Source organism: Citrobacter sp. Cpo045, assembly GCF_030332875.1.
Classification (GTDB): domain Bacteria; phylum Pseudomonadota; class Gammaproteobacteria; order Enterobacterales; family Enterobacteriaceae; genus Citrobacter; species Citrobacter portucalensis.
This window is the reverse complement of record NZ_JAOWGZ010000104.1, coordinates 21,994-35,971: the sequence shown is the minus strand read 5'-3', so window position 1 is coordinate 35,971 and position 13,978 is coordinate 21,994. Positions and strand designations below refer to the sequence as shown.

Annotated in this window: 13 protein-coding genes; 10 read left to right on the top strand and 3 right to left on the bottom strand. The window is 53.3% G+C overall.

Going from position 1 to position 13,978, the window contains the following annotated elements:
• Positions 1–30 precede the first annotated feature (30 nt).
• Positions 31–855 (bottom strand): MurR/RpiR family transcriptional regulator, encoded by an 825-nt coding sequence (locus OGY13_RS20635; RefSeq protein WP_032944830.1) that lies wholly within the window; start codon positions 853–855, stop codon positions 31–33.
• 165 nt (positions 856–1,020) lie between these two features.
• Here OGY13_RS20635 and OGY13_RS20630 point away from each other — a divergent pair, with 165 nt between their 5' ends.
• The 3 genes from OGY13_RS20630 (at position 1,021) to queE (ending at position 4,009) form a co-directional block, all read left to right on the top strand.
• Entirely contained in the window at positions 1,021–2,577 is a 1,557-nt protein-coding gene (locus OGY13_RS20630) for a maltose/glucose-specific PTS transporter subunit IIC (protein WP_213752688.1), read from the top strand.
• On the top strand, positions 2,577–3,266 hold the full coding sequence (locus OGY13_RS20625) for an N-acetylmannosamine-6-phosphate 2-epimerase (protein WP_032944829.1): 690 nt from the start codon (positions 2,577–2,579) through the stop codon (positions 3,264–3,266). Before OGY13_RS20630 ends, OGY13_RS20625 begins: the two co-directional genes overlap by 1 nt.
• 71 nt (positions 3,267–3,337) lie before the next feature.
• Positions 3,338–4,009 carry a 7-carboxy-7-deazaguanine synthase QueE gene (gene queE / locus OGY13_RS20620; protein ID WP_043017395.1) on the top strand — a complete coding sequence of 224 codons (672 nt, stop codon included), beginning with the start codon at positions 3,338–3,340 and terminating at the stop codon, positions 4,007–4,009.
• Between the two features lie 91 nt (positions 4,010–4,100).
• On the opposite strand, the gene queD is transcribed toward queE, so the two are convergent.
• The gene (queD, locus tag OGY13_RS20615) at positions 4,101–4,463 is read right to left on the bottom strand and encodes a 6-carboxytetrahydropterin synthase QueD (protein WP_003825707.1); all 363 of its coding nucleotides are present in this window, start codon (positions 4,461–4,463) and stop codon (positions 4,101–4,103) included.
• A gap of 430 nt (positions 4,464–4,893) precedes the next feature.
• On the opposite strand from queD, the gene cysJ reads away from it, so the two are divergent.
• The 3 genes from cysJ (at position 4,894) to cysH (ending at position 9,223) form a co-directional block, all read left to right on the top strand.
• Positions 4,894–6,693, top strand: a complete 1,800-nt coding sequence (gene cysJ, locus OGY13_RS20610; protein WP_008785680.1) for an NADPH-dependent assimilatory sulfite reductase flavoprotein subunit — start codon at positions 4,894–4,896, stop codon at positions 6,691–6,693.
• Positions 6,693–8,405 (top strand): assimilatory sulfite reductase (NADPH) hemoprotein subunit, encoded by a 1,713-nt coding sequence (gene cysI, locus OGY13_RS20605; protein ID WP_003034148.1) that lies wholly within the window; start codon positions 6,693–6,695, stop codon positions 8,403–8,405. Before cysJ ends, cysI begins: the two co-directional genes overlap by 1 nt.
• Before the next feature lie 83 nt (positions 8,406–8,488).
• Complete coding sequence (cysH, locus tag OGY13_RS20600) at positions 8,489–9,223, top strand: phosphoadenosine phosphosulfate reductase (RefSeq protein ID WP_060683316.1); 735 nt, start codon at positions 8,489–8,491, stop codon at positions 9,221–9,223.
• A gap of 45 nt (positions 9,224–9,268) precedes the next feature.
• Here the strand turns inward: cysH and OGY13_RS20595 are convergent, their stop codons facing one another.
• Positions 9,269–10,312, bottom strand: a complete 1,044-nt coding sequence (locus tag OGY13_RS20595) for an aminopeptidase (protein ID WP_213752687.1) — start codon at positions 10,310–10,312, stop codon at positions 9,269–9,271.
• A 254-nt stretch (positions 10,313–10,566) separates the two neighbouring features.
• On the opposite strand from OGY13_RS20595, the gene cysD reads away from it, so the two are divergent.
• From cysD to OGY13_RS20575, 4 genes are read left to right on the top strand one after another with little or no spacing between them, the layout of a single operon-like run.
• Positions 10,567–11,475, top strand: coding sequence for a sulfate adenylyltransferase subunit CysD (cysD, locus tag OGY13_RS20590; protein ID WP_003034152.1), 909 nt, complete (start codon positions 10,567–10,569; stop codon positions 11,473–11,475).
• A 9-nt stretch (positions 11,476–11,484) separates the two neighbouring features.
• Positions 11,485–12,912 carry a sulfate adenylyltransferase subunit CysN gene (gene cysN / locus OGY13_RS20585; protein ID WP_008785677.1) on the top strand — a complete coding sequence of 476 codons (1,428 nt, stop codon included), beginning with the start codon at positions 11,485–11,487 and terminating at the stop codon, positions 12,910–12,912.
• Positions 12,912–13,517 (top strand): adenylyl-sulfate kinase, encoded by a 606-nt coding sequence (gene cysC / locus OGY13_RS20580; RefSeq protein WP_060683317.1) that lies wholly within the window; start codon positions 12,912–12,914, stop codon positions 13,515–13,517. The genes cysN and cysC overlap by 1 nt, the downstream gene beginning before the upstream one ends.
• A 47-nt stretch (positions 13,518–13,564) precedes the next feature.
• Positions 13,565–13,888, top strand: a complete 324-nt coding sequence (locus OGY13_RS20575) for a DUF3561 family protein (RefSeq protein WP_020996298.1) — start codon at positions 13,565–13,567, stop codon at positions 13,886–13,888.
• Positions 13,889–13,978 lie beyond the last annotated feature (90 nt).

Below are 13,978 nucleotides of genomic sequence, written 5' to 3'. Positions count from 1 at the left end.
AAACCCGCTGCGGCGGGTTTTTTTATGCTCTTAAAGCAGTAGAGGAAGGGTCGCGCTGGCGGTTTGCTGGCTCACATCACTGTACTTTTCATCCAGAGCAATCAGCGACGTAGTCAGTAGTTCTACCAACAGCATCACTCCCACCTTGGCGTTTAGCGCGCCAGCACTCAACGGACCTTCTGGTTTGGCTGCGACCAGTTGAATATCACTCAGCGAAGCCAACGGGCTGCGCGGCGTATTACTTAACGCCAGTACGCGCACGCCTTGCTTACGCGCCAGTTTAACGACATGCAGTAGATCGCGCGTCGAACCTGAACTGGAAATCGCTACCACCAGCGTGTCTTTGTTAAGCGTTGCGGCGTTCATGGCTGCACGATGCATGTCACTGAACAATTGTGCAGGTTTGCCGAGGCGCAGGAGTTTGTAATGTAAATACTCACCCAGAATAGCGCTGGCCGCTACGCCATAAATCTGTACCGACTGGGCCTGATGCAGCGCCAAAGCGGCGGATTCCAGTAATGTCCTGTCGAGTAATTTTGCTGTGTCCTGCAGCGCTTGTACGGATTCATTGACCACATTGTCAATCTCATCTCCGCTGTGCTCTACCGGCTGTCCTTGCTGGAGATCGAGTGCCAGCGCCATTTTGAATTCGTTATAACCCTTACACCCTAGTGCGCGGCACAGACGTGTGACGCTCGCCTCGCTGGTGTCGCTTTCACGCGCCAGTTCGGTAATCGTCAGGTAGACAACTTTTGCCGGATCGCTGAGCACAAACTCTCCCAGCTTCTGCTGTGTTCGGCTATATCCGTCAACGCCCTGGCGCAATCTCAGCAGCAGGTTTTCATTTTCTGACATGCAAAATCCTTAATGCGTTTCTCTGCTGATAGTGTGGCGGAAAGCAGGGGAGAGATGCCAGTCATTTTAAAAAAGTATGATCGGCTTCCTGGATTTTGATGAAAATTTTCATTATTAATATTAAATATGGTAAAAATTTTCATCATTAATCGGAGAGATGAAAAAATGATGCAAATGTTTAGCGGCGCTTCATCGGGCGCATGGTTCGAAAAGGCACAGCGGTTCGGCAAATCGTTCATGCTGCCGATTGCGGTACTGCCCGCTGCGGGGCTGTTGTTAGGGATTGGCGGCGCGCTGTCGAATCCAAACACATTGACTGCTTATCCGTTTTTGGACGTTGACTGGTTACAGGCAATCTTCACGATCATGACCAGCGCAGGTTCTATTGTGTTTGCCAACCTGTCGGTGCTCTTTGCGGTGGGTGTTGCAGTAGGACTGGCTAAAACGGATAAAGGCACCGCTGGGCTTGCGGCATTGCTGGCATTTCTGGTGATGAACGCCACCATCAACGCTTTATTGACGCTCAACGGAACGCTGGCACACGAGAATCCCGGTGCCGTAGGCCAGGGGATGACGCTGGGTATTCAGACACTGGAAACGGGTGTGTTCGGTGGGGTGGTGATTGGGCTTGTCACCTGCGCGCTGCATAGCCGTTTCAATAAAGTCTCATTACCTCAGTTCCTTGGTTTCTTCAGCGGTTCGCGCTTTGTACCGATTATTAGCTCCCTTGCCGCGATTGTCGTGGGGGCGATCATGACGGTGGTTTGGCCGCATTTCCAGAAACTCATTTTTGGACTGGGTGGTCTGGTGGATGCGACAGGCTATCTGGGAACGCTGTTGTACGGCTTCATCCTGCGTATGCTCGGCCCATTGGGTTTACACCATATCTTTTATTTGCCCTTCTGGACAACGGCGCTTGGCGGTAGCGAAATCGTTAACGGCCAGTTAGTTGAAGGTACGCAGCGTATTTTCTTCGCGCAACTTGCCGATCCGAATACGCAGCAGTTCTATGCGGGCACCTCGCGCTTTATGTCCGGGCGCTTCATCACCATGATGTTTGGCCTGCTTGGCGCATGTCTGGCGATGTACCACACCGCCAAGCCTGAGAACAGAAAACTTGTCGCCGGTCTGCTGTTGTCAGCGGCCCTGACCTCTTTCCTGACAGGCATCACTGAGCCTATCGAGTTCTCCTTCCTGTTTGTCGCACCCGTGTTATACGTCATTCACGCCTTCTTCGATGGGCTGGCGTTTATGATGGCGCATATTTTACATATCACCATCGGGCAAACCTTTTCGGGTGGGCTTATCGATTTCCTCCTTTTCGGCGTGCTACAGGGGGAAGCTAAAACCAACTGGATGTACGTCCCCATGGTGGGGATCCCGTGGTTCTTCCTTTACTACTTCACCTTCCGCTATTTGATTAACCGCTTTAACTGGTTGACGCCTGGTCGTGAAAACGCAGCACCGACTGAATCCGGCCTGCCGCAAAGTGAGCGTGCTGCGGCCGTAATTACTGGGCTGGGAGGCAAAGAGAATCTGGAAGAGGTGGACTGTTGCGCCACACGCCTGCGCGTGACGGTGAAAGAGAGCAGCAAGGTCGATGAAGCGGCGCTGAAAGCGACCGGGGCCCGTGGCGTAATTATTCGCGGCAACGGGGTTCAGGTGATTTATGGCCCGCATGTCACCATCATTAAAAACGAAGTCGAAGAGATCTTATCGTAATGAAAACTGTACTGGATTCCCTGAAAGGTAAATTAATTGTCTCCTGTCAGGCGCTGGAAAATGAGCCTCTGCACAGCCCGTTTATTATGTCACGTATGGCGCTGGCGGCAGCGCAGGGCGGTGCGGTAGGTATTCGTGCGAACAGCGTGGTGGACATTCGCGCGATCAAAGAGAGCGTCTCCCTGCCGGTGATTGGGATTATCAAGCGTGATTATCCGGGTAGCGATGTGTTTATCACGGCCACTTTACAGGAAGTCGATGAACTGATGACCGTTGAGCCGGAAATTATTGCTCTGGATGCGACAGCGCGCCCGCGCCCCGGTGGGCAAACGCTGGAAGAACTGGTTACGCAGATCCGCGCTCGCTATCCGTCCGTACTGCTGATGGCGGATATTGCCACCGTAGACGAAGCGGTGACCGCCGAGCGCCTGGGCTTTGACTGTGTGGGCACTACGCTCTACGGCTATACCGCTGATACTGCCGGGCATGTGCTGGCGGAAAACGACTGCGGTTTTTTACGTGATGTGTTGGCTGCGGTTAGCGTACCGGTTGTGGCGGAAGGGAACGTTGATACTCCTGAACGTGCTGCACGATGCCTGGCATTAGGTGCCCATACCGTGGTGGTTGGTGGGGCTATCACGCGTCCGCAGCAGATAACGGCGCGCTTTGTCGCGGCGATCGCCTCGTAAAGCATCGATGGGGCATGATACTTTGGCGGGGATCTGCGATAATTATCGTTTATCCCCATATTGAGAGCGCTATGCAGTACCCGATTAACGAGATGTTCCAGACCCTGCAAGGCGAGGGCTACTTTACCGGCGTCCCCGCCATTTTTATTCGTTTACAGGGATGCCCGGTTGGCTGTGCCTGGTGCGATACCAAACACACCTGGGATAAGCTTGAGGATCGGGAAGTCTCCCTGTACAGCATCCTGGCCAAGACTAAAGAGAGCGACAAATGGGGTGCTGCGAGCAGCGAAGATCTGCTGGCGGTCATTTTGCGTCAGGGCTATACCGCCCGTCACGTGGTGATCACTGGCGGCGAGCCCTGCATTCATGACCTGATGCCGCTGACTGACTTGCTGGAAAAGAACGGCTTTAGCTGCCAGATTGAGACCAGTGGTACCCACGAAGTACGCTGTACGCCGAATACCTGGGTAACCGTATCGCCGAAGGTGAATATGCGCGGTGGTTATGATGTGCTGTCGCAGGCGCTGGAGCGCGCGAATGAAATCAAACATCCGGTTGGTCGCGTTCGCGATATTGAAGCGCTGGATGAACTGCTGGCGACGTTGAGTGACGACAAACCGCGAATCATCGCCTTACAGCCAATCAGCCAGAAAGAAGATGCGACGCGTTTGTGCATTGATACCTGTATTGCGCGTAACTGGCGTCTGTCGATGCAGACCCATAAGTATCTGAATATTGCCTGATAACTGTGCCGGGGGCGTTTCGCTTACCCGGCCAGAGTTTGTTGCTCGTTGCAGGCCGGATAAGACGCATTGCCATCCGGCAAGCCTATAATCACTCGCCGCGGTATACGCAGCCCGCTGTGCAGGTCTCTTTCACCATTACGGCACTCAGCAGAGGGACCACAGGTTTAACCTGATCCCAAATCCATTTGGCCAGCACTTCGCTGGTTGGATTTTCTAAGCCAGGAATATCGTTCAAATAGTAGTGATCGAGTCTGTCGTAAGTCGGCTTAAACGCGGCTTTTAACTCAGCAAAATCCATGATCCAACCGGTATGCGGATCGACTTCACCGGTAATTTCAAGACGCACCATAAATGAGTGACCATGCAGGCGGCCACACTTATGCCCTTCCGGTACATGCGGCAGGTGGTGAGCGGCTTCGAAGGTGAAATCTTTAAACAAGGTGGTGGACATTTTTTACTCTCAAGAATGCGAAAAACCGCGGTAGGGTACCGTAAAGAGCAAATTTTATCATTATTTATACACGTCATTCTTTAAGCTGCTTCTTTGTTGGCTGCCTTTGCTCGCCCCAGTCACTTACTCATGTAAGCTCCTGGGGACTTGCTCAGTTGCCGCCTCGATGCATCTTAAATTATTTAGTGTATAAAAGGATGCTCAGTACTAAAGCTACGTATTCATACGATCAATATTAGTTAATTATTTATATATCAAATGCTTATATAATCTGTTTTGCAGTTAATAACTATAACTAAAACAGGTTAGTCCATTTGGTTATTTGTTATTTCCATCCCTTCTTTAATTGTTACTATCCCCGCCGTTAACCTTATCTTCAGTTTGGGTTTTATTGCTGAAATCCGCTTTGCTTACTGGAACATGACAACGCATGACGACACAGGCCCCACCTTCCGCTTTGCTACCGCTAAACCCGGAGCAACTGGCACGCCTTCAGGCGGCCACGACCGATTTCACTCCCGCACAGCTTGCGTGGGTTTCTGGCTATTTTTGGGGCGTGCTGAATCAGCAGCCTGGCAGCAACGCGGTGGCGCCTGCGCCTGTCGCTGAAATGCCTGGCATTACGCTTATCTCCGCCTCGCAAACCGGTAATGCGCGACGTGTGGCGGAAGCCCTGCGCGATGATCTGATCGCCGCGAAGCTCAACGTCACTCTCATCAACGCTGGCGACTATAAATTCAAACAAATCGCCAATGAAAAACTGCTGATCGTGGTGGCGTCGACGCAAGGGGAAGGTGAACCGGCGGAAGAAGCCGTGGCGTTGCATAAATTCTTGTTCTCGAAAAAAGCGCCGAAACTTGATAACACCGCTTTTGCCGTGTTCGGTCTTGGCGATACCTCTTATGAGTTTTTCTGCCAGGCAGGAAAAGACTTCGATGCGAAACTGGCTGAGCTGGGCGGTGAACGTCTGCTCGACCGCGTCGACGCCGACGTCGAATACCAGGCCGACGCCGCGCAGTGGCGTGCTCGTCTGGTTGATGTCCTGAAAGCCCGTGCGCCTGCGGCACCGTCTGTGCAAGTTGCCGCGAGCGGTGCAGTAAATGAAGTACACACCAGCCCATACACCAAAGAAGCGCCACTGACGGCGTCCCTTGCGGTGAATCAGAAAATTACCGGCCGCGACTCTGAAAAAGACGTGCGCCATATTGAAATTGATTTAGGCGATTCTGGCCTGCGTTATCAGCCGGGCGATGCGCTGGGCGTCTGGTATCAGAATGACCCGGCTCTGGTTAAAGAACTGGTTGAACTGCTGTGGCTGAAAGGTGATGAGCCGGTCACGGTTGAAGGAAAAACCCTGTCGCTCGCTGAAGCGTTGCAGTGGCATTTCGAGCTGACGGTTAACACCGGCAATATCGTAGAGAACTATGCCACCTTAACCCGCAGCGAAACTTTGCTGCCGTTAGTCGGTGACAAAGCACAGTTGCAGCATTACGCCGCAACCACGCCCATCGTCGATATGGTGCGCTTCTCTCCGGCGCAACTGGATGCTCAGGCGTTAGTTGATCTTCTGCGTCCGCTGACGCCGCGTTTGTACTCCATTGCTTCTTCCCAGGCGGAAGTGGAAAGCGAAGTGCACGTCACCGTGGGCGTGGTGCGTTATGAGATAGAAGGTCGCGCCCGTGCTGGTGGTGCTTCCAGTTTCCTCGCCGACCGCGTGGAAGAAGAAGGTGAAGTTCGCGTGTTCATTGAACACAACGACAACTTCCGTCTGCCGGCGAACCCGCAGACGCCGGTAATTATGATTGGACCGGGTACGGGGATTGCGCCGTTCCGTGCATTCATGCAGCAACGTGCGGCTGACGGAGCCGAAGGCAAAAACTGGCTGTTTTTTGGTAACCCACACTTTACCGAAGATTTCCTGTATCAGGTGGAATGGCAGCGTTACGTCAAAGAGGGCGTACTGAGCCGTATCGATCTCGCCTGGTCCCGCGATCAAAAAGAAAAAGTCTACGTACAAGATAAACTGCGCCAACAGGGCGCGGAACTGTGGCGCTGGATTAACGACGGTGCGCACATTTATGTCTGTGGCGACGCCAATCGCATGGCGAAAGACGTTGAGCAGGCGTTGTTGGAAGTGATTGCCGAATTCGGTGGTATGGATATCGAAGCGGCGGATGAATTTTTAAGTGAGCTGCGCATTGAGCGCCGTTATCAGCGAGATGTCTACTAATGAGCGAAAAACATCCAGGACCATTGGTGGTCGAAGGCAAACTGTCCGACGCTGAGCGTATGAAGCTGGAAAGCAACTATCTGCGCGGTACCATTGCCGAAGATTTAAACGACGGCCTGACCGGCGGGTTTAAAGGCGACAACTTCCTGCTGATCCGTTTTCACGGTATGTACCAGCAGGACGACCGCGATATCCGCGCCGAACGTGCCGAGCAAAAGCTGGAGCCACGTCACGCGATGCTGCTGCGCTGTCGTCTGCCGGGTGGGGTGATCACCACCAAACAGTGGCAGGCGATCGACAAGTTCGCCCATGACAACACCATATACGGCAGCATTCGTCTGACCAACCGTCAGACCTTCCAGTTTCACGGCATTCTGAAGAAGAATGTTAAGCCGGTACACCAGATGCTGCATTCAGTCGGGCTTGACGCTCTGGCGACCGCCAACGACATGAACCGTAACGTGCTGTGCACCTCGAATCCGTATGAATCTGAGCTGCATGCCGAAGCCTATGAATGGGCGAAGAAAATTTCCGAGCACCTGTTGCCGCGCACCCGCGCCTATGCAGAGATCTGGCTTGATCAGGAAAAAGTCGCGACTACCGACGAAGAGCCGATCCTCGGTCAAACCTATCTGCCGCGTAAGTTTAAAACCACGGTCGTGATCCCACCGCAGAATGACATCGATCTGCACGCCAACGACATGAACTTCGTGGCGATTGCGGAAAACGGCAAGCTGGTGGGCTTTAACCTGCTGGTGGGCGGTGGTTTATCGATTGAGCACGGCAACAAGAAAACCTATGCCCGTACGGCAAGCGAGTTTGGTTATCTGCCGCTTGAGCATACGCTGGCCGTGGCGGAGGCTGTGGTGACCACGCAGCGTGACTGGGGTAACCGTACCGATCGTAAAAACGCGAAAACCAAATACACGCTGGAACGCGTAGGCGTTGAGACCTTTAAAGCTGAAGTTGAGCGCCGGGCGGGGATCAAATTTGAGCCGATCCGTCCGTACGAGTTCACCGGTCGCGGCGATCGTATCGGCTGGGTGAAAGGGATCGACAATAAATGGCATCTGACGTTGTTTATTGAAAACGGACGAATCCTCGATTATCCGGGCCGACCGCTGAAAACCGGTCTGCTTGAGATCGCGAAGATCCACAAAGGTGAGTTCCGCATTACCGCGAACCAGAACCTGATCATTGCCGGTGTTCCTGAGAGTGAAAAGGCGAAGATCGAGAAGATTGCGCAGAAGAGTGGCTTAATGAACGCGGTCACTCCGCAGCGTGAAAACTCGATGGCTTGCGTCTCGTTCCCGACCTGTCCGCTGGCGATGGCGGAAGCTGAGCGCTTCCTGCCAACGTTTATCGACAACATCGACACGCTGATGGCGAAGCACAGCCTGAGTGATGAAAACATTGTCATGCGTGTGACCGGCTGCCCGAACGGTTGTGGTCGTGCGATGCTGGCGGAAGTTGGTCTGGTGGGTAAAGCTCCTGGGCGTTACAACCTCCATTTAGGGGGCAACCGTATCGGAACCCGTATTCCCCGGATGTTTAAAGAGAACATCACCGAGCCGGAAATTCTGGCATCGCTGGATGAACTGATTGGGCGCTGGGCGAAAGAGCGCGAAGCGGGTGAAGGCTTCGGTGACTTTACGGTGCGTGCGGGCATTATTCGCCCGGTGCTCGATCCCGCACGGGATTTCTGGGAATAATGTGAAATTGACTTATCGGGTCTGCTGAATCGGTAGGCCTGATAAGCGCAGCGCCATCAGGCAAGGCAAACAGTGAGGAACTTATGTCCAAACTCGATCTCAACGCGTTGAACGAACTGCCGAAAGTTGAACGCGTTATGGCGTTGGCACAAACCAACGACCAACTGGAAAAATTGAGCGCCGAGGATCGCGTAGCGTGGGCGCTGGAAAACCTGCCTGGTGAATATGTACTGTCATCAAGTTTCGGTATCCAGGCGGCAGTGAGCCTGCATCTGGTAAATCAGGTTCGCCCGGATATCCCGGTGATCCTCACCGATACTGGCTACCTGTTCCCGGAAACCTATCAGTTTATTGATGAGTTAACGGACAAGCTTAAGCTTAATCTGCAAGTCTACCGGGCAAAGGAAAGTGCGGCCTGGCAAGAAGCGCGCTACGGCAAACTGTGGGAGCAGGGCGTTGAAGGCATTGAAAAATACAATGACATCAACAAAGTCGAGCCGATGAACCGGGCGCTGCAGGAGCTGAACGCGCAAACCTGGTTTGCCGGTCTGCGTCGAGAGCAATCGGGCAGTCGTGCGCATTTGCCGGTGCTGGCTATCCAGCGCGGCGTGTTTAAAGTTCTCCCAATCATCGACTGGGATAACCGTACGGTTTACCAGTATCTGCAAAAATACGGTTTGAAATACCATCCGTTGTGGGATCAGGGCTATCTGTCGGTAGGTGATACCCACACCACCCGCAAATGGGAGCCGGGTATGGCGGAAGAAGAGACGCGTTTCTTCGGATTGAAGCGTGAGTGCGGACTGCACGAAGGGTAACAGGAAAGTGGTCCGGTAAGATTTACATCCTACCGGACCACTTCTTCAGGATTTACCCGCTTTTGCCAGTTCCTTTACCAGCGGCAGCATAATGCGTACCACGTCGCGGCTACGGTGTTCTATCCTGCCCGGTAACGCTTTATCGATATGCTGCTGGTTATCCAGTCGCACATCGTGCCAGCTGTTGCCTGCCGGGAACGAGGCGCTTTTGGCGCGCTGTTGATAGCCATCTTTCTTGCCCAGGTTCCAGTTGGTCGCTTCAACGGAGAGAACGGAAATGCCCGCGTTGTCGAAGACCTCTGCATCGTTACAACATCCAGTGCCTTTCGGATAGTCTTTGTTCAGACCTGGATTGGTGCTGGCAACGATACCGCGGCTGTGCGCGATAGCCAGTGCCCGGTCGCGCGTCAGTTTTCGCACCGCTTCCGGGGTTTTCTTACCGCTATTGAAATAGAGCTTATCGCCGACGATCAGGTTATCGAGGTTGATAACCAGCAGCGTGTTTTTCTTCTCGGCGGCGCTCATTCGCTTCAGGATGTTCTCCGCGCCCAGTTTGCCTTCTTCCTCGCCGCTGGTGGCGATAAATCGAATACCGTACTGTGTCGGCACGTTTTTGAGTTTTTCCGCCAGTTCCAGCATTACGCCAACACCTGCAGCGTTGTCATCGATACCTTGCAGGGTTAATCCACCCAGATTGGCATCGGAATCGGCGTCGCTTTGTGCGGCGTAGGTGTCGAGGTGCGCCATAATAATAATCTGTTGCGGCGCTTTGCCTTCATGTGCAGCAATAACGGTGCTTCCCGTTACGTTATGCCAGTTTTTACGGTTATCTTTGGCGGTATAAACATAACGGCTATTAAACGTCCGAATATCGCTGCTATAACCCATCTGCTGAAATTGTTGACGTATATAATCAGCAGACAACATTTCTGCCGGAGATCCCGTCACGCGGCCTGGGAAAAACGTTGCGATATATCGAGCCTGGGTATTTGCGATATCTCCGGGCTTCGAAGATGTTGCCTGTGCGGGAAGGATGAAGCACGCGCCGAGCGCCATGGCTGCAAGAAGGTGGCGCAATGCGAGAAACATGATGAGTCCTTAAATACCAAGCAGAAATTTTCAGCCGCTAGTATGAAACCGTGATCGAGGTAAAACAATTTCATTTGCTCTTAAATGCCCGAATTCCGGTAGCTTAAGCACTTTTTGATATTTGCTTTTCCGGATCGTTATTCCTTTGAGGAACTACTCATTCCAATTCGTAATTTCATTCGCCCCCTTGCCCTCCCTATAGTCAGGTTATCTGAGCATCGTTAGCAAAATAACGGCATTACATAGGAACGGTTATGGATCAAAAACGACTTACCCACCTGCGGCAACTGGAAGCGGAAAGCATCCATATCATTCGTGAGGTGGCCGCCGAGTTTTCTAATCCGGTGATGATGTATTCCATCGGCAAAGATTCCAGCGTAATGCTGCATCTGGCGCGTAAAGCGTTTTATCCGGGCACGCTGCCGTTCCCATTGCTGCACGTTGATACCGGCTGGAAATTCAGCGAAATGTACGAGTTTCGTGACCGCACGGCGAAAGCCTACGGCTGCGAACTGCTGGTGCATAAAAACCCGGAAGGGGTGGCGATGGGCATCAACCCGTTTGTCCACGGTAGCGCCAAGCATACCGACATTATGAAAACTGAAGGGCTGAAGCAGGCACTGAATAAATACGGTTTCGATGCCGCGTTTGGCGGTGCTCGTCGTGACGAAGAGAAATCGCGTGCCAAAGAGCGTATTTACTCTTTCCGCGATCGTTTTCATCGCTGGGATCCTAAAAATCAGCGCCCGGAGCTGTGGCACAACTACAACGGGCAGATTAACAAAGGCGAAAGCATTCGCGTCTTCCCGCTCTCTAACTGGACTGAACAGGATATCTGGCAGTACATCTGGCTGGAAAATATCGACATCGTGCCGCTGTATCTGGCGGCGGAGCGTCCGGTGCTGGAACGCGACGGCATGCTGATGATGATTGATGACGACAGAATCGATCTGCAACCCGGTGAAGTGATTAAAAAACGCATGGTGCGTTTCCGTACGCTCGGTTGCTGGCCGCTGACAGGCGCGGTGGAGTCGAATGCGCAGACGCTGCCGGAAATTATCGAAGAGATGCTGGTTTCAACCACCAGTGAACGTCAGGGCCGCGTGATTGACCGCGACCAGGCGGGCTCCATGGAGCTGAAGAAACGTCAGGGGTATTTCTAAGGAGCCGCCATGAACACGACACTTGCACAACAAATTGCTAATGAAGGCGGCGTTGAAGCCTGGATGGTTGCCCAGCAACACAAAAGTCTGCTGCGCTTTTTAACCTGCGGTAGCGTGGATGATGGGAAAAGTACCCTGATTGGCCGCCTGCTGCACGACACGCGTCAGATTTATGAAGACCAGCTTTCATCGCTGCACAATGACAGTAAACGTCACGGCACTCAGGGCGAAAAGCTTGATCTGGCGTTATTGGTTGACGGCTTGCAGGCCGAGCGCGAGCAGGGCATCACCATCGACGTGGCGTATCGTTATTTCTCTACCGAGAAGCGTAAATTTATTATTGCGGACACTCCCGGGCATGAGCAGTACACCCGTAACATGGCGACCGGTGCGTCGACCTGCGACCTGGCGATCCTACTGATCGATGCGCGTAAAGGCGTGCTGGATCAGACTCGTCGTCATAGCTTTATCTCCACGCTGCTTGGGATCAAACACCTGGTAGTGGCGATCAACAAAATGGATCTGGTGGACTTTAGCGAAGAGACATTTAACCGCATTCGCGAAGACTATCTTACTTTTGCTGAACAACTGCCGGGCAACCTGGATATCCGGTTTGTGCCGCTCTCTGCGCTGGAAGGCGATAACGTGGCTTCGCAAAGCGCCAGTATGCCGTGGTACAGCGGTCCGACGCTGCTGGAAGTGCTGGAAACCGTTGAGATCCAGCGCATTGTTGATACTCAGCCGATGCGCTTCCCGGTGCAGTATGTGAACCGACCGAATCTGGATTTCCGTGGTTATGCCGGAACGCTGGCCTCCGGTAGCGTGAAGGTTGGACAGCGCGTCAAAGTGTTGCCGTCCGGCGTGGAGTCGAGCGTGGCGCGGATCGTAACCTTTGATGGCGATTTACAGGAAGCGCATGCGGGTGAAGCGATCACCCTGGTGCTGAAAGATGAGATCGATATCAGCCGGGGCGACCTGTTACTTGATGCCGGTGAAACGCTGCCGACAGTACAAAGCGCTGCAGTTGATGTGGTGTGGATGGCGGAACAACCGTTGTCGCCCGGGCAGAGCTACGACATAAAAGTCGCAGGCAAGAAGACCCGCGCACGCGTTGATAGCGTGCAGTATCAGGTCGATATAAACAACCTGACCCAACGTGACGTTGAAGCGCTGCCGCTGAACGGCATCGGTCTGGTTAATCTGACTTTTGATGAGCCGCTGGTGCTGGATACCTATCAGCAGAATCCGGTTACGGGCGGGCTGATTATCATTGACCGCCTGACCAACGTTACCGTTGGCGCGGGACTGGTGCGTGAGCCAATCGTCCAGGAGCTTGCCACAGCTTCTCAGTTCAGCGCGTTTGAGCTGGAGCTTAATGCACTGGTGCGTCGCCACTTCCCACACTGGGGTGCGCGCGATCTGCTGGGAGGAAAATAATGGCGCTGCATGACGAAAACGTCGTCTGGCATGCCCATCCTGTTACACCGCAACAGCGGGAACAACGCCACGGTCATCGTGGTGTTGTGCTGTGGTTTACCGGGCTGTCAGGTTCCGGTAAATCCACGGTAGCAGGGGCGCTGGAAGAAGCGCTGCATAAGCTAGGGGTGAGCACCTATCTGCTGGATGGCGATAACGTGCGTCACGGTCTGTGCAGCGATCTTGGGTTTAGCGATGCCGATCGCAAGGAGAATATTCGTCGGGTTGGTGAAGTGGCTAACCTGATGGTAGACGCCGGCCTGGTGGTGTTGACTGCGTTTATCTCTCCACATCGCGCCGAGCGAAAAATGGTTCGCGAGCGCGTGGGCCAAGGGCGTTTTATTGAGGTTTTTGTCGATACGCCATTAGCAACGTGTGAAGCACGCGATCCAAAAGGGCTGTATAAAAAAGCGCGAGCGGGGGAGTTGCGCAATTTCACCGGAATTGACTCGGTTTACGAAGCGCCTGAATCGCCAGAGATTCATCTTGATGGTGAACAATTGGTAACAAATTTGGTTCCTCAATTATTAGACCTGCTGAGGCAGGAAGATATTATCAGATCCTGAGACACCCGAGCTTGCATGCCCGGTCAGTCACGGTCACAGGATTAGATATGCGTAACAGCCATAACATTACTATTACAGAGTCAGATACCTTCGCTGCCGACGACGAAACTACCTGGTCACTCCCAGGAGCCGTGGTCGGTTTTGTCGCTTGGTTGCTGGCGCTGGGATTCCCATGTCTGATGTATGGCCCTAACACACTGTTTTTCTTCCTCTATACCTGGCCCTTTTTCCTCGCGTTGTTGCCCGTGGCGATTGTCGCGGGTATTGCCCTGCATTCGCTATTGAAGGGGAGATTGCTGCTGAGTATTGCCTGTACCCTGCTGGTGGTTGGCGCAATGTTTGGCGCACTGTTCCTGTGGCTACTGGGTTAGGCATACGCCCTTTCACGCGATCGCCGCTGTTGTTCACTGTCTGGCCATAATTCAAACCGTAACCAACAATGAGATTATGTTCTCCTTACA